Source organism: Streptomyces sp. NPDC043878 (assembly GCF_056435735.1).
This window is the reverse complement of sequence record NZ_JBWKDW010000011.1, coordinates 48,355-74,209: the sequence shown is the minus strand read 5'-3', so window position 1 is coordinate 74,209 and position 25,855 is coordinate 48,355. Positions and strand designations below refer to the sequence as shown.

19 protein-coding genes are annotated in these 25,855 nt (G+C 72.5%); 10 read left to right on the top strand and 9 right to left on the bottom strand.

Annotated features, from left to right (window positions below; all coding sequences use genetic code 11):
• Positions 1–2 precede the first annotated feature (2 nt).
• From AC07AZ_RS17090 to AC07AZ_RS17075, 4 genes are read right to left on the bottom strand one after another with little or no spacing between them, the layout of a single operon-like run.
• The gene (locus AC07AZ_RS17090; RefSeq protein WP_478848398.1) at positions 3–818 is read right to left on the bottom strand and encodes a hypothetical protein; all 816 of its coding nucleotides are present in this window, start codon (positions 816–818) and stop codon (positions 3–5) included.
• A gap of 7 nt (positions 819–825) precedes the next feature.
• Entirely contained in the window at positions 826–2,466 is a 1,641-nt protein-coding gene (locus AC07AZ_RS17085; RefSeq protein ID WP_478848396.1) for a hypothetical protein, read from the bottom strand.
• Positions 2,459–5,179: a tetratricopeptide repeat protein gene (locus tag AC07AZ_RS17080; protein ID WP_478848394.1), complete on the bottom strand. Its 2,721-nt coding sequence runs from the start codon at positions 5,177–5,179 to the stop codon at positions 2,459–2,461. Before AC07AZ_RS17080 ends, AC07AZ_RS17085 begins: the two co-directional genes overlap by 8 nt.
• A 44-nt stretch (positions 5,180–5,223) precedes the next feature.
• A complete protein-coding gene (locus AC07AZ_RS17075) occupies positions 5,224–8,175 on the bottom strand; it encodes a CHAT domain-containing protein (protein ID WP_478848392.1) in 2,952 nt (983 codons plus the stop codon).
• Positions 8,176–8,370: 195 nt separating this feature from the next.
• Between AC07AZ_RS17075 and AC07AZ_RS17070 the strand changes: the two genes are divergently transcribed.
• The 6 genes from AC07AZ_RS17070 to AC07AZ_RS17045 are packed head-to-tail and all read left to right on the top strand — an operon-like array spanning position 8,371 to position 15,049.
• Complete coding sequence (locus tag AC07AZ_RS17070; RefSeq protein ID WP_478848390.1) at positions 8,371–9,465, top strand: lysine-2,3-aminomutase-like protein; 1,095 nt, start codon at positions 8,371–8,373, stop codon at positions 9,463–9,465.
• On the top strand, positions 9,462–10,640 hold the full coding sequence (locus AC07AZ_RS17065) for a hypothetical protein (RefSeq protein WP_478848388.1): 1,179 nt from the start codon (positions 9,462–9,464) through the stop codon (positions 10,638–10,640). Before AC07AZ_RS17070 ends, AC07AZ_RS17065 begins: the two co-directional genes overlap by 4 nt.
• The gene (locus AC07AZ_RS17060) at positions 10,637–11,383 is read left to right on the top strand and encodes a class I SAM-dependent methyltransferase (protein ID WP_478848386.1); all 747 of its coding nucleotides are present in this window, start codon (positions 10,637–10,639) and stop codon (positions 11,381–11,383) included. The genes AC07AZ_RS17065 and AC07AZ_RS17060 overlap by 4 nt, the downstream gene beginning before the upstream one ends.
• Complete coding sequence (locus tag AC07AZ_RS17055) at positions 11,380–12,645, top strand: preATP grasp domain-containing protein (RefSeq protein ID WP_478848384.1); 1,266 nt, start codon at positions 11,380–11,382, stop codon at positions 12,643–12,645. The genes AC07AZ_RS17060 and AC07AZ_RS17055 overlap by 4 nt, the downstream gene beginning before the upstream one ends.
• Positions 12,646–13,209, top strand: coding sequence for an SET domain-containing protein-lysine N-methyltransferase (locus tag AC07AZ_RS17050; RefSeq protein WP_478848382.1), 564 nt, complete (start codon positions 12,646–12,648; stop codon positions 13,207–13,209). It begins immediately after the preceding gene.
• Complete coding sequence (locus tag AC07AZ_RS17045; RefSeq protein WP_478848380.1) at positions 13,199–15,049, top strand: hypothetical protein; 1,851 nt, start codon at positions 13,199–13,201, stop codon at positions 15,047–15,049. Before AC07AZ_RS17050 ends, AC07AZ_RS17045 begins: the two co-directional genes overlap by 11 nt.
• Here AC07AZ_RS17045 and AC07AZ_RS17040 read toward each other — a convergent pair.
• The gene (locus AC07AZ_RS17040; protein WP_478848378.1) at positions 15,033–15,800 is read right to left on the bottom strand and encodes an alpha/beta fold hydrolase; all 768 of its coding nucleotides are present in this window, start codon (positions 15,798–15,800) and stop codon (positions 15,033–15,035) included. The two genes, AC07AZ_RS17045 and AC07AZ_RS17040, sit on opposite strands and share 17 nt — an antisense overlap.
• Positions 15,801–15,914: 114 nt before the next feature.
• Here AC07AZ_RS17040 and AC07AZ_RS17035 point away from each other — a divergent pair, with 114 nt between their 5' ends.
• Complete coding sequence (locus AC07AZ_RS17035; protein ID WP_478848376.1) at positions 15,915–16,379, top strand: hypothetical protein; 465 nt, start codon at positions 15,915–15,917, stop codon at positions 16,377–16,379.
• Between the two features lie 14 nt (positions 16,380–16,393).
• On the opposite strand, the gene AC07AZ_RS17030 is transcribed toward AC07AZ_RS17035, so the two are convergent.
• From AC07AZ_RS17030 to AC07AZ_RS17015, 4 genes are all read right to left on the bottom strand, one after another.
• The gene (locus AC07AZ_RS17030) at positions 16,394–17,542 is read right to left on the bottom strand and encodes an HTTM domain-containing protein (protein ID WP_478848374.1); all 1,149 of its coding nucleotides are present in this window, start codon (positions 17,540–17,542) and stop codon (positions 16,394–16,396) included.
• Positions 17,532–18,173 carry a DUF5819 family protein gene (locus tag AC07AZ_RS17025; protein WP_478848372.1) on the bottom strand — a complete coding sequence of 214 codons (642 nt, stop codon included), beginning with the start codon at positions 18,171–18,173 and terminating at the stop codon, positions 17,532–17,534. The genes AC07AZ_RS17030 and AC07AZ_RS17025 overlap by 11 nt, the downstream gene beginning before the upstream one ends.
• Positions 18,174–18,391: 218 nt before the next feature.
• A complete protein-coding gene (locus AC07AZ_RS17020) occupies positions 18,392–19,822 on the bottom strand; it encodes an ice-binding family protein (protein WP_478848370.1) in 1,431 nt (476 codons plus the stop codon).
• A 1,004-nt stretch (positions 19,823–20,826) separates the two neighbouring features.
• On the bottom strand, positions 20,827–21,699 hold the full coding sequence (locus AC07AZ_RS17015) for a helix-turn-helix domain-containing protein (RefSeq protein WP_478848368.1): 873 nt from the start codon (positions 21,697–21,699) through the stop codon (positions 20,827–20,829).
• Between the two features lie 298 nt (positions 21,700–21,997).
• Here AC07AZ_RS17015 and nhaA point away from each other — a divergent pair, with 298 nt between their 5' ends.
• The 3 genes from nhaA to AC07AZ_RS17000 all read left to right on the top strand — a co-directional run bounded on the left by nhaA (position 21,998) and on the right by AC07AZ_RS17000 (position 25,853).
• Entirely contained in the window at positions 21,998–23,881 is a 1,884-nt protein-coding gene (gene nhaA / locus AC07AZ_RS17010) for a Na+/H+ antiporter NhaA (RefSeq protein WP_478848366.1), read from the top strand.
• 135 nt (positions 23,882–24,016) lie between these two features.
• Positions 24,017–24,778, top strand: a complete 762-nt coding sequence (locus AC07AZ_RS17005; protein WP_478848364.1) for a class I SAM-dependent methyltransferase — start codon at positions 24,017–24,019, stop codon at positions 24,776–24,778.
• Positions 24,779–25,007: 229 nt separating this feature from the next.
• The gene (locus AC07AZ_RS17000) at positions 25,008–25,853 is read left to right on the top strand and encodes an LLM class flavin-dependent oxidoreductase (protein WP_478848362.1); all 846 of its coding nucleotides are present in this window, start codon (positions 25,008–25,010) and stop codon (positions 25,851–25,853) included.
• The last annotated feature ends 2 nt before the right edge of the window (positions 25,854–25,855 follow it).

Below are 25,855 nucleotides of genomic sequence, written 5' to 3'. Positions count from 1 at the left end.
CCTCACGCGCCCTTGCGCAGCCGCACGGTGACAAGGCGCCCGGCCGAAGGGTCGACCCGCCCGTCCGCCGTGCCGACGCCCAACTGCGCCGCCAGGTCGCGCGCGTGGAGGTCGACGGCCGCCTCGGCGAGGTCGGTGAGCGCCTCCACGGCCCCGCGGGCCGAGCGCAGCGCCGACATCAGCGCCACCCCCGCGAGCAGCAGCAGCGGCCACCACGCCACCGCGAGCACCCCGTAGAGCAGTGCCCAGGCGCCCTGGCCGGTGGCCCGCCGCCATGCCGTGGCCGCGCTGCGCAGTTCGACGCGGCAGGGCTCGGGGACGACCAGCCACAGCCGCGGCCAGGCGGATGGAAAGTCCAGCCCGTACTCGCTGGACACCCGGGTCTCCAGCGCCCGGAATCGGTCGCCCATCCAGGTCGCGGACTGCGGCGGGGCCAGTGCGACACGGTTGCGCAGGGCGATGTGACGCAGCCGCTCCTGGGGGTTGCCGGCCGACTTGCCGGCGGCGTGCGCCGCGGCCCAACGCCTGCGGCGGCGCTCCAGCAGTGGCCCCAGCACCGCGCGGAGCCGGCGGCCGAGCCAGAGCTCGCCCAACCACCCGCTCAGCGGCCCGCTCACCAGACCGGCCAGCGCCACCGCCCCGGTCAGCCGCAGCCCGGCCGTGAGCCAGGCGCGGCCGCCCGCCGTCCACGGCTGGGTACCGAACCACCGGCCGCCCAGGCCCGCATGGTCCGCGATCACCGCGGCGAGCGCCCACAAAGCCGCCCCCGAGCTGAGGAACGCGGGCCACCGATTGTCGTCGAGGTCGTAGAAGGGCATCCCCGGGTCACCGGTGCTCGGGCTTCAGCTGCTGCGGCTGGGTTCGGGACAGGTGACAGATCGGTGGGGATCCGCCGGGCTCGCGGCCCTCGCGCCGGTCGCACAGTTCCAGCGGGCACACGTACCACTCGTCGGTGACCGGCGTGCCGTCCCGCCCCTCGGTGCCGAAGCGGGTGTCGTCGTCGGGGCCGCCGATCCGTCGGGTGAGGTCGCGGTAGTCCGCCGCGCGGTCCAGGCCTCCCAGCGCGGCGGTGCGCAGGTCCTCGACCCGGTCGGCGAGCGCCACGGCGCCGTCGTCGCGGCTCCGGTCCGGGGCTGACGCGCGCGACACGACCTCCGCGACCTCCGGCAGGTCGCGGCACATGCGGCCGATCCAGCCGGTCCGCCCGGCGGCCGGGGCGGGGTCTGGAGCGGTCCGCGCCGCGGCGCGGCCGACAGCCGGGTGGAGCTGCTCGAAGCGTTCCGCGGCGCGGCCGGCCAGCCGCAGGAACCACCCCCGATCCTCCTCGCGGATGGACTTGCGCCCGACGAACATCAGCGCACACGCCAGCAGTGACAGCAGGGTCTGCGCACGCCACTCGGCGGTCAGCCCGGAGTCCTCGACCCATGCCAGACACGCGGCGTCGACCGCCTTGACGACGTCGACCAGCCAGCCGGGCAGCCGGTGGCCGGGGTCGGCGCCCGGGGTGATCAGCAGGTCGATGAGGGCGTTCTGCTGGGAGGGAGACAGCTCGTCCATGGTGCGGGCCACGATGTAGAGGAGCAGATGCACCGGGTCGCGGGTGAGCGGGCCCCGCTCCTCGTACAGCGCGTTGTCGATCAGGTGGTAGTCGCGGGTGTCGATCGCAGGCCGGACCCGTAGCAGCGCGTTGTCGGTGTGCAGGTCGCCGTGCGTCTTGCCGAGCAGCGGCCGGATCAGGCCGGCGTCGGAGAAGCAGCGGCCCTCTGCGACGGCCAGGGGGTTGGGCAGGGCGCGTCCGTCGGGCTCGCTGTGCAGCATGTCGCCCTGGTGGAGCTGCGCGTACGGGTGGAGCCGGCCGCCGGGCTCGAACTGGCCTGCCAGGTGCAGGGTCAGGAACGCCGACACCGACATCGGCGGCGCGTGCTCGTCCAGGTCGGGATGTTCGGCCCACTCGCCGAGGACGCCGGCGACGACGGTGGCGCACGCCTTCGCGAATGTGGGGGAGTCGCAGCTCACCGGCTCGGCGCCGGGCTCCGTCGTGCCTGGCCGTTCCAGCATCCGGTAGAGCAGGACGGTGAGCACCTCGGTGTCCTCCAGGGTGCGGCCGGCCACCCGTTGGAACGTGATCCACGACCCGTCACCGACCCGGATCGGGGTGTGCGCCGTCGTTGACAGGTGCGCGGCGGCGAAGACCGGGGCCTGCTTGACGGCCGCGCGATGGCGGGCGAACTCGTTGAGGCGCAGCTCCTCACCGTCTTGCGCGGGCACTTTCAGGATCAGCTTGGTGGTCTTGCCCTCATGCCGGTCGATCTCTTGCGCCACCGCCACCGGCGCCCGGCTGCGGCCGTTGACCAGCCAGCGGACGAGGAGGTAGTGGCGGTTGTGGAGCGCCGAGTAGTCGCTGAGAGCCTGGGCTGCTGCCGGGCCGATGCCCTGCGCGAGACCTTCGTCGACGTTGTCATACATGGGTGCTGTCGGTCCGCCGATCGCTGTGAGGGTGAGGGTGGTCGCGTGGCCCGGCCGAGGCTCGCCCGTCCGCTTGCTGGCGGACCGCGGCGAGGGTGGCCTGGGACATGCGGGTGTGCGGGTGATGCGGTCCGAGGACGCGCTGGCGGTCGATCACCACCGCCTGCAGCTCCCGCTCGGCTTCGTCGCTCGCGCCGAGGTCCGAGCGCAGGAGCGCCAGCCGGTAGCGGGCGCGCAGCGTCGCCGGGTGCGCGTCGCCGAGCAGCCGACGGCAGGCGGACACGAGCGGAAGCGCCAGCTCCTGCGCCTCGTACGTGCGGCCCGTGTCGTGCAGGGCCTCCACCAGGGACTGCCGTACGGCCAGGGTGCGGGGGTGGTCGGCGCCGCGCACCTCCTGGTTGACGGCGGCCAGTCGGCGCAGCTCCGCCTCGGCGGCGCCGGGCTGGTCGAGTTCCTGGCGCACCTCGGCGAGATACTGTCCGGTCACCAGCGTCGCCGGGTGCCGTTCGCCCAGCACCTGCGTGCGCAGGGCGAGGACGTTCTCGTACGCGGTCAGCGCCTCGGCGAAGCGGTTCCGGGCGCGCAGCATGTCCGCCACGCCGTTGCTGCTGGTCAGCGTGTCGGGGTGGCGGTCGCCCAGGAGCTCGGTCCTGGCCCGCAGGGTGGCCGTGGAGAGAGCCTCCGCCTCGTCGAGCAGACCGCGGTTGCGTAGCGTTCTGGCCAGGTAGTGCTGGGTGGTGAGGGTGTCGGGGTGCTCCGGGCCCAGGGCGGCGAGCCGGCCGGCCAGCACCTCGCGGAAGAGCGCTTCCGCTGTCGCCGGCCGCCCCTGGTCGTAGGCCGTCCTGGCCAGGTCGTGGCGGATGCCGAGTACCAGCGGGTGGCTGTCCGGCAGCCGGTGCCGGGCCGCGGCGAGTGACCGCAGCCCGGCGGCCTCGGCCTGGCCCAAGTGCCCTGCGGCTCGCAGGTAGTTCGCGGCGCGGTTCGCCAGCCGCAGCGCGGCGGGGAAGGGCGTGGGGGTCTCGCCGGGACGGTCGCCGTACCGGTGGTCGATGAGGTCCAGCGGCGCCGCGCAGTGGTCGGCCAGCAGCCGCCACCGCTCCCACGTACTCGGCGCCTTCGGGTCGGCGCCCTCCACCACCGGGGTCAGCAGCGCCGTGGTGAGCGCGAGGTAGTCGTCGAGGTGCCCCAGGACCTGCGGGTGGCGGCGCGACATGTCCCGTACGAGGGGGTGCAGCGCGAGGGTCTGCGCCGTGCCGGAGCGCGACAGGGTGACCAGCCCGAGACCGTCCAGAGCGCGTAGCGATTCCCAGATGCCCGGTGCCGGGACCCCCGCGAACGGCGGGGCGGCTGCCAGCAGGTCGGCGCGCAGCAGCAGTTCGTAGGGGATGGGGGCCTGTCCCAGGCAGGAGAGGGTCTGCAGCAGCGGGCGCGCTCCCGCGAAACCCCGCTCGGCCAGCAGATCGAGGGACAGCTCCCAGGCGCGGCCGACGGCGGCGTGGGCGCGTCGGGCCGCGGGGGCGCCGTCGGGCGGCAGCGCGAACAGCTCGTCGTGCATGCCGCGGTCCAGGGCCTCGCGGTAGCCGTGGAAGTCTCGGGGGAGGCCGGGCGTGGCCAGGCCCGGCGGGATGTCCTGTGACTCGGCGAGGTAGCGGCCGGCGAAGGCGAGCGCCAGCGGGAGCCCGCCGAGCCGGGCCGACAACGCCCGGGCCTCGGCCGGGTCGCCGGCGCGCGGGCCGGCGAGTTCGAGCAGGACGTCGGCGCCGTACTCCGGGGCGAGGACGCCCACCCGGTGCAGCCGCAGCCAGTCCGGTCGCCGCCTGCCCCATGTGGTTGCGCTGCCGTCGCGGGTGGTCAGGAGGAGAGTTCCGGTGGTGCGGCGGGCCGGCCGCAGCCACCCGGCGCCGTCGGTGAGTCCGCTGCCGGTGACAGCCAGCGCCGCGACCGGGTCGTCCACGTCGTCCAGCACCAGTAGCCACGGCTTGTCCAGCTCGTCCAGCAGCCGCCAGACGATGTCAGGCAGGCTGCCCACCCGTAAGCGGTCGGGCGCCGCGCCCAGTTCGACGGCGAGGGCGAGCATGCCCGCCGTGACCGTGGCGGCGTCATCCGCCGGTATCCACCAGGTGCGGATCCCGGCCGCGGCGGCGTGCCGGACCGCGGCGAGGGCGACCGTGCTCTTGCCGCATCCGCCGAGCCCGTGCAGCACATGGACCCGCGGCGCGTCATGGGCGTGGCCGGACCTCAGGGCGGCCCGGGCCAGCGCGTCCAGCAGCCGGTCCCGGCCGCGCACGGACGGCTCGCCGTCGAGTCTCTCCAGCGGCGGCCGGATCGACACCGCCACCGGCGCCACACCTGCGGCCGTGTACAGCGGGGCGCGGTCGGGGGCCGGTGGTTCGGCCGCCGCCGGGACGCGGCCTGCTCCGTGCCGGACCCGCCAGTACGCCCGCCGCCAGTTCTCCAGGTCGGCGGGGTCGGTCACCTTCGCCGCCACCAGGATGCGGCCCAGCAGGTCGGGCGGTTGGAGCGCGGGCAGGTGGGTGCCCGCGAAGTACCCACCGAGGGTGCTCACGGGGACGCCCGCCGCCCTGGCCACCTGCCGTACGCTCAGCCCGGAGGCCTGGCGGGCGAGAGTCAGTTCGCGGCCGAAGTCCTGCCGGGTCGCGACGCGGCGCGGGTCCGGGCGCGCCGGGTCGTCTGGTCCGGGGCGGTCGGTCATGACTGCCTCCTCGTGGCGGCCGGGTGCCGCAGTGCGCACGGCTCTCAGACGGGCCCGCTGTGGACGAACGCGGCCCATTCGTAAGGATTCATCAGATAGTTCCGCCTCATCTCGCGGGCGGCAAGGTTGACCGCGCGGGCCGGCGGGTGGCGGGCCAGCGCGGTGTACGTGATCCGTGCCGTCTCCTGCGAGGCCAGGTCGGGGACGCGCCAGAGCGTGCCGATGGCGGTGGAGAAGCCGGCGAGCTGGAACGCCGAGGAGATGTGGATCGTCTCGTCCGGGAGCCGCCCGCCGCTCAGCGCCGTCGTGCACGCCGACAGGTACACGACGCCCCCGGCGGCCAGCCGCAGTGCCGCGATGTCCCGCACCCGCAGATCGCCGTCGGACAGCCGCAGGCAGCTGTCCGAGGGGCGTTCGGCGTCGCTGACGCAGTGGCAGGCGAAGTGTGCCCAGCCGGACGACGCCAGGCACTCCAGTACCGCCTGCCGGGTGGCTTGTCCGCCGGTCAGGTGGACCACGCTGCCGGGGTGGCGCACCGCCGCCAGATTGGCAGCCACCAGGTCCGCCTCCACCTCCGCCATGGCCAGCGGGGCGGTGTCGCCACCCACGGCAACGACGAGCGCGGATTCCTGCTCCGGGTCGGCCGGCCGGTCGCGCACATGGCGAAGGAAGCCGAGCGTGGGCGCGTACGAGCTGGCCACCCGGTGCAGGGCACTGTGCCGGTCGCCGTCCCGCGCGGTGTGCAGGCCGGCGGCGTGCACGGGCAGGACACTCAGCGGCCCGGTCGGTACCCACCACAGATGCGGCAGCGTCTGGCTGTCCGAGGCAGGCAGGCCGAGGTGCGTGAACACCGGCTCGGTCACCGCCTCCCACAGCCAGGTCAGCACGTCCCGCACGGTGTCGTTGGTGCCCCACGCGTTGGCGTTGACCGCGCTGACGAAGGCGCCGGCGCGCTCGGCGGCGTCTCCCGCGGTCAGGCCGGGCAGTGGAACGGCCTCGGTGCCCCGTTCGGTGGTCACCAGCGCGTCGCAGCGCAGCGAGGACACGTTCACGGTCACCACCGGTCCCGAGCCGGCGGGCGGGCGCAGGGCGACGGGGTCGGGCGAGAGCAGGAAGCGCTCGAAGCGGGGGCGGCGGCGGATGCGGGCGAGCAGGGCGTCCCGCCGCACCGCCCGGCGCTGGCGTTCCCGCGCCGTCGACTCGATCTCGGCGTGTGACGCGGCGAGTTCGGCGGCGAGTGAGGGTTCGAGCGCCCGCAGCTCGTCATGGTCTGTGCGCACCGCCAGCGTCTGGCCGAGCAGGACCCCGCGGCCCTGCTCCAGGACCGCCAGCGCCCGCTCCTGGTCGCCGAGTTCGAGCGCGCAGGCCGCCGCGGCGCTGCCGAGCCCGGTGAAAGGGACCAGGTGCCTTTCCTGGTCGTCTCGCTCCAAGCCCTGCCAGGCGACCAGGTCGAGCAGCTCCAGGGCCGTGGACAGCGCCGTGAGTCCCGCGTCGAAGTCACGGGCCAGCATGTGGAGGCGGCCGAGGTGCTGGGCGGCGTCGGCCCGGGTGCGTCCGGGTGCCGCCGGCGTCTGCGCGGCGGTGAAGGCGTGTACGGCGTCGCGGTAGGCGTCGGCGGCCCCCTCGCGGACGAACCGCGCCCGGTGGGCGAGCCCCAGGGTGAAGTGGACGTTCGCGTGCAGGCTGTCCTCACCGCCGGGCCTCTTCAGCGAGCGGTTCAGCACTTCGACGGCCTCCTTCTGCAGATGCGGGTCCCACCCGATCTCGATCCGGGCGATCAGCGCCGCGCCCTGGTTCGCCTCGTGCATCGCCAGGTCCGGGTGCGGCGCGGGAACGCTTCCGGCGGCGTTTCGCAGGGCCGCCGCGGCCCGGTCCAGGAGGTCGGTGTCCCGCTCGTGCTCGCCGAGCCGGGAGAGGCAGTTGCCGAGATCGGCCTCCCACTTGACCCGTTCGGGAAGGTCGTCGTCGGCGGCCTCCAGCACCCCCTCCAGCAGCGTGACGGCCTCGCGCAGCACCGCGAGGTCCTTGGTGTACTCGAAACGGACGCGCAGCGTCGTCGCCAGGTTCGACGCCAGGAACAGCCGGTGGGGATGGGCGATGGGGGTACGGGTGAGCGCTGCGCGCCGCCATCGGATGGCCTCGTCCAGCGCGCGCGTGTCGCCGGTCCTGGTGAAGATGGCCCGCAGCGCCGTGGCGAACTGGTTGAGGAACAGCGGCGCGTCCGGGTCGTCGTCCTCCAGCCCCTCGACCACCGCCCGCAGCTCGTCGATCGCGTCGAGGCAGAGCACGATGTCGCCGTCCGCGTCGGCCATGGCGGACAGGGCGTCGCCCAGACCGGCGTAGCAGCCCGGCGCGTTGCCGTCGCCCGGCGGCACGGTCCTGACCGCCTTGCGGTACGCCTCCACGGCCGCGGTGAGCTGCGCCCGGTCGCCGGTGGCGCGGTAGAGCACCATCAGCGCCATGCCGAGGTTCGCCAGCCGCGCCGCGGCGTCCGCGGGTGTGCCGCGGCCAGTTCTGATGGCCGCGGTGAGCGCCGCCACCGCCTGAAGCGCCGCGCCGGCGTCCCGGTTGCGTTCGCTCCAGCGGGTCAGCGCCAGGCCCAGGTTGGACTGGTGCGCCGGGTAGTGGGCGTTGTCCTCGGCGATCCTGCCCGCCGCCAGGCGCAGCACGTCCACCGCTTCGTCGAGCTGGTCGGCCTCGCCCGTCTGCTCGAACCAACGGGTCAGGCACAGGCCGAGGTTGGACAGCGCGACCGTACTGTCGGGACTTTCCCGGACCGCCGCGCGATGCGCGTCCAGTGCCCCCTGCAGGGCGCCGAGGTCACCGGTCAGCTCGAAGCGGTACGTCAGCACGACCCCGAGGTCGGACACGTAGCGTCCGCGCTGCTCGGGGTCGGCCGCGGCGGCCTTCGTCAGCAGCGCCGCGGCTTCCGTCAGCGGTTCGACCTGCCGCTCGCGGATCGCGGCGGCGGCCAGTTCACGTGCGCGCCGGCGCATTTCGGAACCGGTCCGCGCCCCTTCGTTCCCGGTCAATGAGCCCCCGTTCCTCACCGATTCACCTTAGCCGTCCGAGTGCGACGCGGGTGTCCGACCTTGTCCGGCCTTTACCGGCACCGCTTCCGGTGCCCCGGCGCCGTGGGGTTGCCTCGTGGCGTACCGGCTCGACGTTCCTTTCGTCCAGGAGGCCATCCCATGCGTGACGAACGACGTACCACGAGGACCGTCCAGGGCCTGGTCCGGGAGGGGTTGGTGGCACAGGACGAACGGGCCGGGATCGAGCGGGTCGCGAGCCGGTACGCGATCAGCGTGACGGCGGCCGTGCGGGAGCGGATCAGCGGCGGCGCGGACGACCCGGTCGCCCGGCAGTTCGTGCCCGACCCGCGGGAGTTGGAGACGGAACCGCACGAGAGTGACGATCCCATCGGCGATGGCCCCTTCACGCCGCTGCCCGGGATCACCCACCGCTATCCCGACCGGGTGCTGCTCAAGCCGCTGCATCTGTGCCCGGTGTACTGCCGGTTCTGCTTCCGGCGCGAGATGGTCGGTCCTGGGCATGGCGTCCTCGGGGAAGAAGACCTGAGCCGGGCGCTCGGGTACGTCAGGGACCACCCGCCGATCTGGGAGGTCATCCTCACCGGCGGCGACCCGTTCATGCTCTCCCCGGCCCGGCTGCGCCGCATCGTTTCCGAACTCGACGCCATCGCGCACGTCGGAGTGGTCCGCGTCCACACCCGCGTGCCGGTGGTCGCACCGGAACGCATCACCGACGAGCTGTTGGACGCCCTGACCGCGGAGACCCCGGTATGGACCGTCGTCCACTGCAACCACCGCCAGGAACTCGGGGAGGGCGCCCTGTCTGCCCTCCACCGCCTGGCCGACCGGGGCTTTCCGCTGCTCAGCCAGAGCGTCCTGCTCAAGGGCGTCAACGATACGGCGGAAGCGCTGGAGGACCTCTTCCGCACCCTCGTACGGCACCGGGTCAAGCCGTACTACCTGCACCACGCCGACCTCGCCCCGGGGACCGGCCACTTCCGCACCACCGTGGCGGCCGGCCAGGAGCTGACGAGCGCCCTGCGGGGAGCGGTGTCCGGGCTGTGCCAGCCGACGTACGTGCTGGACATTCCCGGCGGGCACGGCAAGGTGCCGATCGGCCGCGGCTACCTCGACGAGCGCCCCGACGGATACCTGGTGACCGATCCGCGCGGAGGTCGGCACCGCTATCCGCCGACCGCCGAGTCCCCCGGAGCTCGCACCACCGGGGACGGGCCCTCCGGTGGTGTCGTGTGAGCGCGCCCCCGGCCCGGGCCGACCAGGTGGGCGGCCTGCTGGTGGAGCGCGAGGGACCGCACTGCTCACCGGTTCAATGGACGATCCCCGGCCTCACCGTCGCCGCGGCGTGGCAGGCGGCCCGCGCCGCCTTCGCCGACGAGGCCTCGGGCCCGCCCCGCCGGCAGGCGAAGCTCCTGCTCGCCGGCGCACCCGAGACGTCCCCGGCGCGGTGGCCGCACCGCGACGCCGCGGCCGAGACCGGCCCGTGGCACTGGCTCACCACTCTCGGCCGCTCCGCCGCGGACGGCGGCTGCCTCGCCTACGCGCGGGACGTGCAGCGCCACCACCGCCCGCTCTTCCGGGCTCTGGTGGGCGCACTCGCCCCCCGTCTCACGGCGCTCGGCATGCCCGGCGGCCCTGTCGAGGCCGAGGTCTTCCTCGGCGACTACCCCTCCACGCCCGGCGGCATCCACCGCGAGCGCTGCGCCAACGTCCACCTTGTCCTGGCAGGGTCCAAGAGCATGCACCTGTGGCCGGACCCGCTCCGGCCGCCAGGAGCCACCCCTGTGCGCGCCGACACCGCCCCCGGCGCCGGCACGGCCGAGGAATACCTGCCCGCCCTCGACCCGGCGTCGGCCCGGGCCGACGCGATGACACTCACGGCCCGTGCGGGCGGCGGCTTCGCCTGGCCGGCCGGCACCTGGCACGTCGGCGAGACGCACGGACCCGCCCTGGCCCTCAACCTCGCCGCGTACGAGCGGACGGGCCAGACCGGCTCCCTGCGGCTGTGGGGCGAGCACCTGCACGGCGAGGTGCCCGCGCCCTGGCTCGCCGCGTACCGCCACCACACAGGCGGCCACGGCGGTCCCGGCAGCCTGCTTGCCCGGCTGTCCGCGCTCGGCATGTGCCCGGCGCCGGCGCCGCCCCGGCCGTCCGCCGCCCGTCTCCGCCCGGCCGGCCCGCTCGCCTGCCGTACCGCGGCCCCGGTGCTGTGGACGCCGGTGGGCCGCGGGCACCTGCTGGTCGCCGCGCTCGGCGCGGTGGCCACCGCGCACGACGGACCCGACGTCCGCGACTGGCTCGCCCGGGCGACCCGCCCCGGCCCCGCCGCCCACGCCGTGCCCGCCTCCTGCCGGGCCCTCGCCGCCTGGCTGCGCCGCCAGGAAATCCTCGACTCACCGGAGGAAGCATGACCACCGCACCCCAGAGGTGGGACGAATCCGACGACCAGCTCTTCCTGCGCTACGGCGACGTGTTCGTCCCGCGTCGCGCCGAGCAGATCGACACCGTCTGCGGCCTCGTCGCACCGCTCCCGGACCGTGACGCCCCGCGCCTCCTCGATCTCGGCTGCGGCGAGGGCCGGCTGACCGCCGCCCTGCTGCGGCGCCACCCCGGGGCGCGCGTGACGGGCCTCGACGGCTCCGACACGATGCTGGCCGCCGCCGCCGAACGACTCGCACCCTTCGGCGACCGGGCCCGACTCGTCAAGGCGTCCCTGCAGGACCGCAGTTGGCGGCACGGAACGTACGCGGCGATCGTGTCGTCGCTGACCGTTCACCACCTCGACGACGATGGCAAGCGGCAGCTCTACAGCGACCTGCACACCATGTTGCTGCCGGGCGGCCGACTGGTCCTGGCCGACCTGGTTCGGCCCGCCACCGCGTCCGCGACGGCGTGGACGGCGTGCCGTTGGGACGACGAGGTCGACCGGCAGGCGGCCGGACCGCCCGGCGCCCCGGCCGCCGCCGACGCCTTCCGCGACTCCCGGTGGAACACCTTCCGCCATCCCGACCCGGTCGACAAGCCCGCCACCCTGGCGCAGCACCTGCGCTGGCTCGACGGGGCCGGCTTCGAGGGCACCGACGTGTGCTGGGCACTCGCGGGGCACATGGTGATCGCCGCGACCGGCAGGCATCGGGACGGGGGCGCCCGATGACGCCGCCGCCCGGCCGGACCCTTCTCGCCAACGTCGTCAACGACGTCATGATCGACGCCGCACCACCCGCCTACGCACGGGCGATGGCTGCCGTCACCCCACGCAAGCTGTGGCTGGCGTGCCCTGGCGACTGCGTCGTGGCCCTGGCGCCCTGCGCGCCGCACTTCCGCGACTACGTCGCCCGCACCCTCGGCGTCGACGCCGGCCGGGTGGACGTCGTCGCTCCGGACACGATCCGCGGCGTCCACGCCCTCGACGTCGTCGCGGAACTCGGCGCGACCGCCCGGGTCACCGCGTCTCCGGTCCTCGCGCCCTTCGTCGCGGACGCACGAACGACCCGCTTCGCCCGCGCCACCGGCATGCGTCTGGAGCCGTACGACACCGTCCCGAACGACGTGACGCTGGCGGCCGTGCGCCGCGTCAACACCAAGCACGGCTTCCGGCAGATCGCCGCCGGTCTCGGCCTGCCCATCGCCGACGGCGGCCACGCGGACAGCCCGCGGGCGCTGGTGGCCGCCCTCACAGGCTTCCTCGACGGCCACCGGGCCGCGATCGTCAAGGTCGACCGCTCGTCCAACGGCCACGGCACCTTCATCGTGCGCGCCGACGGGGACCGGACGCCGGTGGAGCAGCAGGTACGGCGGCAGGTCACGGCTCACGGGACACCGCGCTGCGGTTGGACGTACGAGGAGTTCCTGCCGTTCACCGGGATGCCCAGCGTGGAGATGAGCGTCGGGGAGAGCGGGGTCGCCGAGTTCTACAGCTGCGACCAGCGCAGTGTGGACAACGCCTGGAGGGGCATGAGCACACCGGCCGTCCCCGGCCCGCTGCTGGGCACGCTGACCGAGGCCGCCCGGCGGATCGGCGGATGGCTGCACGCCCGCGGCTACCGAGGCGTCTTCGACGTCGACTGCGGTGTCTTCGACGGCGGTTACGTCGTCACCGAGGCCAACGTCCGCAGGACCGGGGGAACCTACCTCGAAGAACTCGCCCGCCGCCTGCGGCCATCACCCGCACCGGACCACCGCCCGACGCACTGGCGCGCAGACGTCCGGCGCGGCACCCGGAGCCTGGACTTCGCCGGCGCGGTCGCCGCCCTCGAACGGACCGGCCTCGCCGACCCGGCCGCCGACGCCAGGGCCGTGCTCCCGGTGGACACCCTCCAGACGGACGGCAAGTGGCGCTACCTCGTCCTGGGCACCGACGCCCAATCCGTCGCCGACGCCGAGCGAGAGCTCACCGGACTGCTGGAGCTGGTCTGAGTGCTCCACTCCGCCCTGCACCCCGGTTTCAGCACGATCGACGGCGCCGGCGTCTTCGCACTGCGCGACATCCCCAGGGGCACCGCCCTGTGGTGGCCCTGCCCCAAGTGCCCGGTCCTCTCCTTCGGCCGGCAACGGGAGACACCTGCCCCCGTGACCGAATGGCTCGCGGAGTACGGCTACCGGCGGGCCGACGGCAGCCTCATCGCGCCCTGCCGCGGCGCGTACCTGCTCAACCACTCCTGCGAGGCATCGGTGCTCGACCTGGACCTCGCGGTGGGCATCGCCGTGCGGGACCTCCGGCGCGGTGAGGAAGTGACATGCGACTACCGGACGTTCCGGTACGACGACGCGTGGAGCTTCCCGTGCCGCTGCGCCGCCGACTGCTGCGTCGGCACGGTGGAATCCGGCGCCGAAGCGCCCTCGGCCGAAGTGAGCCGGACCTGGAGTGCCCGGATACGGCCGGCCCTGGATGCGGCGGCGCTGGTCCCGCAGGAGACGACGGTACGGGCCGGCGACGTCAACGGCCGCCCGCGGACGGCGGGGAGGACACGTGTGCGCTGACTCCTCCTTCCGCGCGGCCGGCTGCCCCGGCACGTCGGCACGCCCCGGCACGTCAGCCCGCGACCTCCTCGCCCGCGCGCGGCTGGGAGTGCTCGCCGACCGGCCGGCCTATGTGACGCTGATCGGGCTGCTCACGCTGGGCGGGCGGGTGCCGTACGGCGACGCCGTCGAGAGCCTCACCGTCATGGAACGCTCCGTCCTGGAGCAGATCATCGGCGACGAGGCCCTGCGGTTGCACCCACCGGCCGCGGACGAGTACGCCCGCCCCGACGACCCGTACCGGCGGGAACTGCTCGTCACCTACTCGTCGCAGGGCCGGCTCTCGCTGCTCGACCTGCGCGAGGAGTCCCCGGGCAGCGGCGACGTGATCGCCCGACTGCCGGTGCGCGCGCCCGTGTGGGAGCGCGCGGAGGAGGCGTACGTCGCCTGGCGCATCGCCGAGGACCACCAGCAGGCGCAACTGGACACCGTCCTGCACCGCTGGGAGGCGGCGGGCAGCCTCCCAGCCCGGGTGCGTCAGGCCGCCGACTGGACCGACCACGTCGAAACCGTGCTGGTGTATGTCGGGCGGCAGGTCTTCTCCCGCTCCGACGCCGGCACCAGCACTCTGCTCCGCGACCGCCCGCTGGGTGCCCTCGCCGACCGGCCGCTGTCGGGCTGGAGCCCCGAGGAACGACTGTTCGTCATGGCCGTGCACGTACTGTTCGCCACCGGCCGCTCGATCCGCTTCGAGGAGTTCAACGGCCGCCGGCTCAGCGCGACCGCGCTGCGGGCCTGGCTGGTGTCCACCTGGTGCGGATACGCCCACGCCCTGGGCCGGGAGATCCCCGCGGACCTGCCCGCACGGGCCTTCCTGGCGCTGGCGGGAGAAGTCGGCGACCTCGCCGCGGCGGTCGACGGCTCCGACTGGATACGTTTCCGCCGCGTCATCGGGGCGACCTTCGCCAAACGGGAGGTGGTCGTCGCGCTGCCCCGCCGCGAGCGTCGCCACGACGTGGCACCGCCGGCGCTCGCCGCGCTCGCCGAACGCCTGACGGACGCGGTAGGTCCCGGCCCGCACGGCGGCCCGCTGCCGGGGGAGGAGCTGGTCACGCGGACCGTCGACGCTGTCATGGCCGGCCCGCCCGGAGGGCGCGTCCGGCTGCTGGAGGAGCTGCTGGCCACCCTCGTGCACAGCGCCGTCCGCGACCTTGACGCCGACTACGGGATGACCAGCGCCGTGCGGGACCTGCGGCGGCTGGGCGGAGCGGTGGCCGACCACACCACAGGGCCGCTCGCCCTGCGTAAGCCGGACTTCTTCTGCTGCGTGCTGCCCCACCCCCAACGGCTGCACGCGATGCCGGACGTGGATCTGCGCCGGCTGCTGTGGCGGGTGGCCCAGCGCATGCAGTACAACCGCTGGCACTTCGTACCGGGCAACTTCGACCGTGCCGAAGTGCCCCCAAAGCGCCACTACTTCTTCCCGCCCACCCTCCCCGACCTGGCGGAGTCGGCCGACCTGTGGCACGGCGGCCATGTCGCGGCCGGCGTCCGCCACTCGCTGCGGGCCCCCGCGGCGCACCTGTGGCAGGGGCCGCTGACAGTGGGGGGCAACGGCTACCGCGGCAGCCACGACCTGCGCGTGGTCCGGATGAGGGGCGAACCGTTCCTCCGTGCCGACCTGTGGCGGGCGGTCCGCTACAGCGCCCTGATAGACGCCTTCTGGCGGGCGATCGCCGCCGGCGCGGCCCGGGAGCCCGCTGCCCCGTATCCGGTGATCACCGCGTTCGACCGTCGGTGGTACGAGGAAGACGCGTGGAAGGCCGTCACCGCCGCGCCGTACGTCAGGAGCCGGCGGTGAACGCGCGCCGCAGCAGCGCGTCCACCGCCGCCGGGTCCTCCAGGGGGGCCAGGTGCCCCACGCCGGGCAGCACGGTGTGCCGGGCGTGCGGAATGCGAGCCGCCAGGACTCCGGCGATCTCGTGGAAGTCCGCCAGGTCCAGGGCGCCGACGGCGACGTCGACCGGCGTACGGATCTCCGCCAGGCGCGTGAGCGCATCGCTGTCCGCGGGTACGCGCGTGTCCCGGTTGCGCCAGTGCCACCCGGAATAGCGGGCGACCATCGCCCGTACCAGCCGCCACGCCTCCGGACGGGCGCGGACCGGGTCGAACAATCCGTGCCGGAGCCACATCGTCTTCGCGGCTGCCGGACTCAGCCCGGCCAGGCCCGCGTCCCAGTCGAAACCGAACGGGAAACCGCCGACGTCACTGCCGATCAGTACCAGCGATCGCGGCGCGTCCGGCCGGGCCAGCACGTGGTTCAGCGCGATCCGGCCGCCCATCGACAAGCCGACCACGTGGGGGCGGACGATCCCGAGATGGTGGAGCAGGTGGCGCAGGTCGTCGTGGTGGCTGTACGGGCCGGCCGGTGCTGACGAGCGGCCGAACCCACGGCAGTCGTAGGTGACGACCCTGAAGTCATACCGAAGCGTCCGCACTTGGTGACGCCACATGCGGTGGTCGAGCGTGAACCCGTGGATCAGCACCACGGGAGGGCCCGAGCCGACACTCTCGTAGTGGATCGATCCCCTGTTGTAGCTGAAGAAGCCCATCCGCACGCCCCGCCCGACCGTGACCCGTCCCAGGCTACGGCCGGCGGTCGCCCGGCCCGGCGTCCTCGTCCGAACGCGCGCAACACACCCGTCGCGACTGGAGTTGGTTCCGCCATGAGCTGGGCACTCATCGCCACCACCGCCCTTGGCGCGGTGATCGCCGTCCTGTCGAACCTCGTCGCGGACCACGCGAGGTGGCGGCGGGACGAGCAGGCCAGACACCAGGAGGTCAAACGCCAGTTGTACGCCGAATACCTCGCCGCTCTCTCCCGCACCGACAACGCGCTACGCGACACCGCCCGGCGCCCCGACATGCCGGAGCAGGAAAGGGCCCGGACGGCCAGGGAGACGTTCCGCTCCAGCGGCTGCTACGAACTGCGCTACCAACTCGGCCTCACCGCACCCGAATCGGTCACGCGCGCCTCGACGGCCGCCTTCCACGAACTCCGTGACTTCCGCGACGCCATAGAGCACGGCACAGTCTTCGCGGAGGGCGCCTACCAGCAGCGCCGCGACCAGTGGTACACGGTCTTCCCGGTCCTGCGCGACCGCATGCGGCAGGACCTCACCCACGGCTGACGGCCCGCGGGCCGTCAGCCGGAAGCCGGGGGAGTGCGGTGGCGGCCGCCGTGGATGTCCAGACTCCTCGTGTCGCCCGGTCCGCCTTGCGCAGGTACGGATCCGGGGCCCGCCGCTCGTCCGGGCGTCGTGCGCCCGCCGTCCGTCCGCCGCACCGTGCGTCTGCGGAGGCGAGGCAGGAAGGTGTAGAAGCGGTCGGGAAGGAACACGGCGTCCGCGACGATCATCGCGCCGGAGAAGAGAGGCAGCCCCATCAGGACGGCGATGCCGACGTGCATGCCCAGCAGCATGGCGAGGACCGGGTACTTGAGCCTGCCGAAGAGCACGAACGGGAAGGCCACCTGCAGGAGCACGGTCAGGTAGCCGGCGACGGCGACCACCAGTGCGTGCTCGTCCACGAAGTGGGAGAGGAAGGGCCAGGGCCGGAAGAGGTCGAGGTTCAGGACGTAGTGGAGCGCGGTGCCGCCGCCCCAGAAAGCTCCCTGGACCTTGTACAGACCGGCTGAGCCGTAGAGGAAACAGACCTGTGCCGCGATCAGGAACATGCCGCAGTTGTGGACCACCGTGACCAACGTGGTTCGGGCATCGCGGAGTTGCCACGCGAAGGGGCTCTGGGCCGAGGCCGGCGCATCGGCCGCACGAACCGTCTTCAGCCGGTCCCTGCGCGCGTCCAGGGACCAGCGCCGGCCGCACGCGGTGAGGACGAGGTAGAGGGACATCAGCAGGACCAGGTTGTCGCCTCCGTCCGTCATGAAGATCGCCCGGCCGTGGAACGAGGTCACCACGACGGCGAAGAGGACCGACAGGACACGGGTACGCCAGCCCAGCATGAACAACGCGGCCGTGACCAGTGCCAGCACGTAGCAGAGTTCGAAGTAGGCGCGACTGTCGGACAGGACGAGAACGCTGAACCAGCCCGTCTGCTCGAAGAGCTGGCGTGACAGGGCGGGCGTCCATGGAGAGCCGGGACCCCAGATCTCGTCACGGTGCGGGAACTCCCGCAGCAGAAAGACCAGATAGAGCAGTCCGTAGCCGATGCGCAGCACCGACGCCCCGTACAGGGACAGCGGGCGGCCGGTCAACAGGTTCCACACGGTGGTGATCCGGTCGGCAGGCCACCGGACGATGCCGACGGACGCGGTCCCCTGCGTCTCACTTTCCATCGTGGGTCACCTTCCACCAGGGCAGGAGCCGGTTCTCTGTCGGTGTCGGCGGGCGTTTGCCGGCAGTGGGGCCGGGCACGGCGATCGGCCGTGTGACGACGCGGAGTTGAATGAAGTCGAAGCTGCGGCCCGGGCGGTCCCGGCGGGCGGCGACACGGTCCGCGGCGATGTTGCTCAGGTACTTCTGCATCATCAGGGCACGTTCGGTGTGCGACTCGTCGTCCGCTCCGTGCGAGTCGACGTAGCCGGCCCAGGCACGGCGCAACATGTTCTGTGCGGTGTGGCTCGGGAACGGCTGGTGTTCGACCGCCGAACGGTCCACGGCGGTCAGGTCGAACCAGGAACTCACCTGAGCTGATCCGTCGGAGCGGGTGTGCGCGGTTCGCGCCAGAATCTGCCGGTTGACGGATTCGGGGTCCGGAGCGAAAAGCCGCCAGTTCTGTTCGAAGAAGGGGTACACCCATGCGTTGATCAGTGGGGTGTAGCGTCTGGAGACGGTGTTGGCCGGCGCCACGTGGAGGAACACCAGAAACACGTGGACGACACTCGTCGCCAGGCACAAAGCCACGGCGGTGTACAGCCCTGCATTCAGTACGCGAGCGCTTCTGTGCAGCCCGCGGGGCTCGGCCATGGGGTCAGAACACTCTCGCGTGGCCGCACCGGAGACGGACTGCTGGATTTCCTCCACGTCCGCCGAGTCGATTCCGCTCGACACCGCCTACCTGTCTTTCTCTGTGAACTGCTCGCGCCTGGATTTCTCGCCGTCTGCCACCGACGGCGCGCGGCGGACTCGATGAGAATCCCGCCGCGCGCCGTCATTTGGTGAGCGGACCGACCGCGGTGTGCCGTCTAGCCCTCGTGGCTCTCGGAGTGGTCCTCGCCCTGGTAGCCCTCGGGCGCCCCCTCGTAGCCGTAGTTCTCGTCCGACTGCTTGCCGTGCTCCTCCTGGCTGTGGTCGGGCTTGCCGTGCTCCTCCTGGCTGTAGTCGGGCTTGCCGTGCTCGTCCTGGCCGTGGTCGGGCTTGCCGTGGTCAGGCTTGCCGGGATGCATGTAGTCCTCCATGTCCAGCTTGCCGCCGTGGTGCGGCTTGCCGGGCTTGCCCTCGTGGTCCGGTCCGCCCGGCGCATGGTCGTGCCCGCCGGTGCCCGGTCCGCCCGGCGCATGGTCGTGTTCGCCGTTGCCCTGTCCGCCGGGGGTGTTCCCGGCGGTGTTGCCCGCGGTGTTCCCGGACGTGTTGCCGGCGACGTTGCCCGAGGTGCCGCCGGTCCCGACGATCGGTCCGCCCAGGAGGCCACCCGTGACGAGACCGCCGCTGACGAGGCCACCGCCAAGGAGCCCCCCGCCGGTGGTCGTTCCCGTGGTGGTCGTTCCCGCGGTGGTGCCGGTGGTCGTTCCCGCGGTGGTTCCGGTGGTCGTTCCCGTGGTGGTCGTTCCCGCGGTGGTTCCGGTGGTCGTTCCCGTGGTGGTCGTTCCCGCGGTGGTTCCGGTCGTGGTGCCGGTGGTCGTTCCCGTGGTGGTCGTTCCACCAGTGGTGGAGGTCGCGCACCCGCCGAGGAAGATCCGGTTGTTGTCGAGCGTCACGATGCCGTTACGGGCCAGCGCCCGCCCCTCGATGTTCGTCCCTGTCGTGACGGTGATCGAGGTCAGAGCCATGATGGTGCCCACGAAGGTGGAGGTGGTGCCGAGGGTGGCGGAACTCCCGACCTGCCAGAACACGTTGCACGCCGAAGCCCCGTTCGTGAGGAGCACTCGGCTTGAGGTCGCCGTCGTCAGGGCTTCTGGGATCTGGAACACCCAGACGGCGTTCGGGTCCCCCCCGGCGTCCAGGGTCAGGTCACCGGTGAGACCGACACCGGAGACAGCGGTGTGGACGCCCGGAAGCAGTGTCTGTCCGTTGCCGATTGCCGCCGGAAGCGCGAAGTCCGTGGCCTGGCCGGCCGCGTTGTTGTAGGCCGTGACCAGGTCGGCCTTGGCCTGAAGCGCGACGGCGTCCGCGGCGTGCACGGCACCGAGTACCTGGCCGGGCGGGAATCCGGTGATGGACGGGTTCGGGTGCGTGCCGAGGTCGTGGCTGATCACCGAGGGGCCTGTGTTGGTGACTCCTTGACCCGCCAGAACGGAGAAACTCGCGGTCGTGGCCAACGGCACCGGAGTGGCGATGGCCAGCGCCTGAGTCGGCGTGAGGGCGACCAACACGACGGCAATGGTCGTGGCGAGGACGGAAGCCATCACGCCGGACAAAGTACGGCGGTCAGTCGCTTGAGGGATCTTCAGCTTCATCAAGAGGCCATTTTCTGTGGGGGTCGTGGCATTCCGGGCCCTACCGGGCACCCGGAAAGCCTTGTCGCTGACGCCGCATATTACGCAGAAATATCCTTGAGTCGGCGCAAACTGGGCATGGGAAATTCCCGCTCATTCAAACAGCGCACAGTGCTGCGTAAATAGTTAGATTCGCCATTCCGACTATGCGTCAGGTCCTCGAATGGGCATCGCGTGGGCGGTGTTCGTCAGCCGAGCCGCCGGGTGCGATTCTCGTGGGCGAGCCCGTCCGGGTGGGAAACCGCATGCGGCCGGGCCCGAGCGGAAACATGCGGGCTCGTCGCACCACGGGGCCCGGCGGCCGGCGAAGCCGCTGGTCCGACGGCCGACGAACCAGGCCGATCTCCGTCAGCCCCACGACAGGCAGGCGTCGCAAAAAACGAGTTTGACTGTTCCGCCGACGTCACGCCGAGCGAGGCGTGACGGATTGGCGAGCAGTCGCCGCTGAAGGCGGCGGGCGAGGCCCTTGCCGTCCGTGTGCGGTGTGAATCGGGATCCCTGTGATCGCGAAAACGTGACCGGACGCCGTGAGCTGTTCGACCCTCCGCGGAAGACACCTGTCGAAACCAAGCCACTACGCCCCCTCGCGGCGGACCGGGTATCCGCAGTCGGCTGAAGCGGTGCTTTCCGCGATCGGCAGGGTGAAGCCAGGTCGCCGGACGACGCCGGTCGGTCGTCACGGAAACGCCTCCCGACCCCGGTACCCCTCCCGGGGCCGCGTCCGGGAGACTCCAGGTACGGATCGGCCAGGTCCTCCTTGAGGGTCTCGGCCCTGGACCGACGCCGGCCACCTGGCTGCGCTCCAGATCCGTGACCGCGCAGTGGTGGACCGGCTGGAGAGCCCGCCCTCCGCCGGTCGGCTACGGCAGTGAGGAGCCGGTGGTCAGCGAGCGGAAGCGGCGCCCGGGGACCGGTCGCTGTGCTTCACCGGCGGCCCGGCAGGGACCAACTCCCGCGGCCGGCGCTCACGGCCGGATCGCCACGCCGGTGTACGACTTGGTGGCGTCGGTGATGAAGTCGCGGCTGCCGTCCGGAGGGAGGGCCTGGGCCTGGAGGTGGTCGTACATCACGCTGTAGTGCTGCACGTCGGACGGCTTCTCCAGGTAGAGATCGCTGGTGAACCGTTCCAGGTACACCACCCCCGCCTCGAGAGCGTCGGCGAACCGCAGGATGGAGAACTGTCCTGACAGCCCCGGGTGCGCGCCCGCCGCGTGGGGAAGGACCTGCACCGTGATGTGCGGCTCGGCACTGAGGGCGTTCAGGTGCTCCAGTTGTTCACGCATGACGTCCCGGCTGCCGACGACGCGGCGCAGAGCCGATTCGTCGAGGAGGACCCACAGGCGCAGCGGGCAGGCCGGGTCGTAGATCCGGTGCTGACGGCGTAGCCGCACCTTGAGGCGCGTGGCGGCCTGTTCGGCAGTGAGGTGAGGGATCGTTTCCTCGATGACAGCCTGCGCGTAGGCGGGGGTCTGCAGCAGATCGGGCACCACCATGGGGGCGTGGGTGTGCAGGGAAGCGGCGTCAGTCTCCAGGCCGATGTAGACGCTGTCGCAGAGGCCGCCGTAGGGGTGCCACCAGCCCGGCTGCCCGGATTCCCTGGCCATCTCCGTCAGAGAGTCGATGACCTCCTGGTCCGTCACGTCGTAGATCGCGCACAGGTCGCGCACATCACGGGGGCTGACGGCGCGGTTGCCGTTCTCCAGATGACTGATCTTGGGCTGGGAGACCATGAGCCGCTCAGCCACTTCGGTGCTCTTCAGCCCACTGGCCACGCGGAGCCGGCGAAGCTCGGCCCCGAGACGGCGTCTCCTGACAGTGGGATTGCTCTTCGCCGCCACGCGAGGTGTACCTCCGGATCCAAATTCTCTGTAGGCACGCAGGTTGCCATGGCACGAGGGCTGCTGATCACACGCAATGCCGCCGTGGTCGCCGGCAGTCGAAACGGACTCTTACGTTGGCAATTGCCGTGGGGGGATGCCGATGCCGGCCGTTGCTGGACAACCGGCGTGGCAGGCGGCGCGCCGCGGATGGGTGTAGAACCAGGTGGTCCACGTTCCGAGTGCCGCGGCATGACACGTCGCTGCCGCGCACCACGGCCTTTCGGCACTCGGCCCCCACGGGCGGGAGAATCACGGTATGAGCATGTCGCCAGCGGCCCCCAACCTGTCCGGTCGGACCGAGTGCGGCAACGAGTTGCGCACCCCCCTGCGCGACTTCCTCAGAACCGAGACCGGCAGCGCCCTCATCCTCCTGCTCGCCGCGATCACCGCCCTGGTCTGGGCGAACACCGGTCCCGGCACCTACGAGGAGTTCTGGCACACCCACCTGTCGGTGCACCTGGGCTCCGGCGGAGTCTCCCTCGACCTGCGGGAATGGGTGAACAGCGGGCTCATGTCGCTGTTCTTCCTCGTCGTCGGCCTCGAAGCCCGGCGTGAGTTCGACATGGGCGAGCTGCGCGAACGCAGCCGGGTCACCCTTCCGCTGCTCGCCGGCATCAGCGGAATGACCGTGCCCGTCGCCATCTACCTCGCCGTCAACGCCGGACACTCCTCCCTGCACGGATGGGGCGTGGCCATGTCGACCGACACCGCCTTCGCCCTGGGCATGCTGGCACTGCTCGGTGACCGCCTCCCCGGCGGACTGCGCATCTTCATCCTGACCGTGGCGGTGGTCGACGACTTCGTGGCCCTGGTCGTCATCGCCGTCGCCTACAGCGGCCACATCCAGTGGCCGGCCCTCCTGGCGGCGCTCGGACTGTTCGGCGTGATCCTCCTGATACGGGCCGCCGGAATCCGGCGCGGCGCGGTGTACGCGCTGCTGGCCACGGCGACCTGGGTGGCCCTGCTGAAGTCCGGCGTCGACCCGGTGGTCGTCGGCCTGGCCATGGGCCTGCTCACCTACGCCTACCCGGCCAGCCGCAGCGACCTGGAACGCGCGAGCGGTCTGTTCCGCCTCTTCCGCGAACAGCCCACCCCGGAACTCGAACGTGAGGTACGCCTCGGACTCGCCTCCACGCTCTCCCCGAACGAACGGCTGCAACGCCTCTTCCACCCGTGGACGAGTTTCGTCATCGTGCCGCTGTTCGCCCTCGCCAACGCCGGCATCACCATCAGCGCCGGCCGGCTCGCCGACGCCTTCGCCTCGCCCGTCACGCTGGGCATCCTCCTCGGCTACGTGCTGGGCAAGCCGCTGGGCGTCTTCGGCGTCTCCTGGCTGACCTCGCGGCTCAGCCACGGCCGCCTCCACCCACCGGTCGGCTGGGGTGCGACCCTCGCCGGCGGGTCCATCGCCGGCGTCGGCTTCACGGTCTCCCTCCTCATCGGCACCCTCGCCTTCTCCGGGCAACAGCTCGCCCAGGCCAAGGTGGGCATCCTGAGCGCGGTGCTGTGCTCGTTCGTCCTGACCTGGGTCGTCACCCGGGTCATCGGGTTCCTGCCGGCACGCTCACGCAGCCGCGCCCTGCTCGGAACGGGCGAGTGGATCATCGACCTGGCGGTGCCGGTCGACAACGACCGCGACCACATCCGCGGACCGCTCGACGCCCCCGTGACCGTCGTGGAGTACGGCGACTTCGAATGCCCCTACTGCGGGCTCGCGGAACCGGTCGTCCGCGAACTGCTCGCCGGCCACGGCGACGTCCGCTACGTGTGGCGGCACCTGCCCCTGGAGGACGTCCACCCGCACGCCCAACTCGCCGCCGAGGCAGCCGAAGCGGCAGCCGACCAGGGCGACTACTGGGACATGCACGACCTGTTGATCACCCACCAGGGCGACCTCAGGGCCGGCGACCTGATCCGTTACGCCGGTCGACTCGGCCTCGACACCGACCGGTTCCGCAAGGCCCTGCGCGAGCACACCGGCGCCCCGCGCGTCGCCGAGGACGTGGAGTCCGCCGACCTCAGCCAGGTGTCCGGAACACCGACGTTCTTCGTCAACGGGCGCCGCCACCACGGCGCGTACGACATCGCCAGCCTCTCCGCGGCCGTACGAGCCGCGAAGGAACGGGCCGCGCTCACCTGACCGCGCGCCCGCGGCCACGGCCCGCACCCACCACCCGCACCCACGGCCCGCCCGCGCGGCCCCGGCCCGCCAACAGGAGCGCGCCCGCCGGATATTCGCTGGACTTCTCACGGGCGCGCGCCGACCGTGGGAGGAATGCAGCAGGAGGACATCTGGAACACCGAGGTCGCACGGGACTACGACACACCCGGGACCGGCATGTTCGCACCCGAGGTGCTCGGGCCGACCGTGGACCGTCTCGCCGAGCTCGCGGGGACCGGGGCGGCGCTGGAGTTCGCCGTCGGTACCGGCCGGGTGGCCGTTCCGCTCGCGGCGCGGGGAGTGCCCGTCACCGGCGTCGAGCTGTCACGGCCGATGGTGGAGCGACTGCGCACCAAGGCGGACGAGACGACCATCCCGGTGATCATCGGAGACATGGCGACGACGACCGCCCCCGGCACGTACACGCTGGTCTACCTCGTCTTCAACACCATCTCCAACCTGCTCACCCAGGCCGAACAGGTCGCGTGCTTCCGCAACGCCGCCCGCCATCTCGCGCCCGGTGGTCGTTTCGTCGTCGAACTGTGGGTGCCCGAGCTGCGCAGACTGCCGCCGGGGCAGACGGCCACCGTCTGGCGGTCCGATCCCGGCTACATCGGCCTGGACACCTACGACGTCCTGAACCAGCGGGTCGTCTCGCACCACTTCCGGTTCGGCGACACCGGACAGACACGGCTCTCGCGCAGTCCCCACCGCTACATATGGCCCGCCGAACTCGACCTCATGGGCCGGCTGGCGGGATTCGAGCTGGAGAGCCGGCACGCGGACTGGTCCGGGGCGGCGTTCACCGCCGACTCGGGGTCCCATGTCTCCGTGTACCGCCTTGCGACGGTGACGGACGACGCCGACCGCGCCTGAGCGCACAACGGGCGCGCCGGCGCGGCCCGTTGTCGCAGCGGGGCGAGCCCGCGGGGCGTCCTCGCCGGGGATATCCGGTTGTCCCGGCGGAGCGATCCGCCCTATGGTGAGGTCACTTCGACGAGACGCTCCCCGGAAGTACGCCGCAGGGCGGGAGCGTCCCACCTCACCGAGGTGCCGGAGGGGCGGCAGGTGTCCTTGTCGACCCTTCCGTCCGGAGGTCTCTCCCATGAACGTCGGTATCGGTCTGCCCATCGGCGACCCGACCACCCTGCTCACCTGGGCCCAGCGCGCCGACGCCGGGCCCTTCAGCACGCTCGGCCTGCTCGACCGGTTGGTCTACGACAACCCGGAACCCCTCGTCGCGCTGGCCGTACTGGCCGGTGCGACCTCCCGCGTCCGTGTCCAGACCGAGGTGCTGCTCGCCCCGCTGCGCGACACCGCCCTGCTCGCCAAGCAGGCCGCCACCCTGGACCGGATGACCGGCGGCCGTCTGGTGCTCGGCCTGGGCATCGGCGGGCGCGACGACGACCACCAGGTCACGGCCGTCGACAGGCGTACGCGAGGCCGTCGCCTCGACGAGCAGATGGCGGTGCTGCGCCGCCTGTGGTCCGGAGCGCCGTACGGCGGCGGGGCCGGCCCGATCGGCCCCGCCCCCGCCCGGCCCGGAGGTCCCGACGTCCTGTTCGGCGGCTTCAAGCCCGCCGCACTGGAGCGCGTCGCGCGCTGGGGGGACGGCTTCCTCTCCGCCGCGGCACCGTCCTGGGCGGGCGGCCTGTTCGACACGGTCCGCGGGTTCTGGAAGGAGTACGGCCGTGACGGCGAGCCGCGTCTCGTCGCGCAGGTCAACGTCGCGCTCGGCCCGCGGCAGGTGATCGACGACGCCCGCTCCCGGACGCACGCGTACTACGCCTTCACCGGCATGGCCGAGCGGATGGTCGACGGAACACTCACCACACCCGCCGAGATCCGCGCCGCGATCACGGCCTTCGGCGACCTCGGCGCGGACGAGGTCATGCTCTACTGCTACGGCCTCGACCCGCACCAGGTCGACCGCCTGACGGACGTGCTGTGACC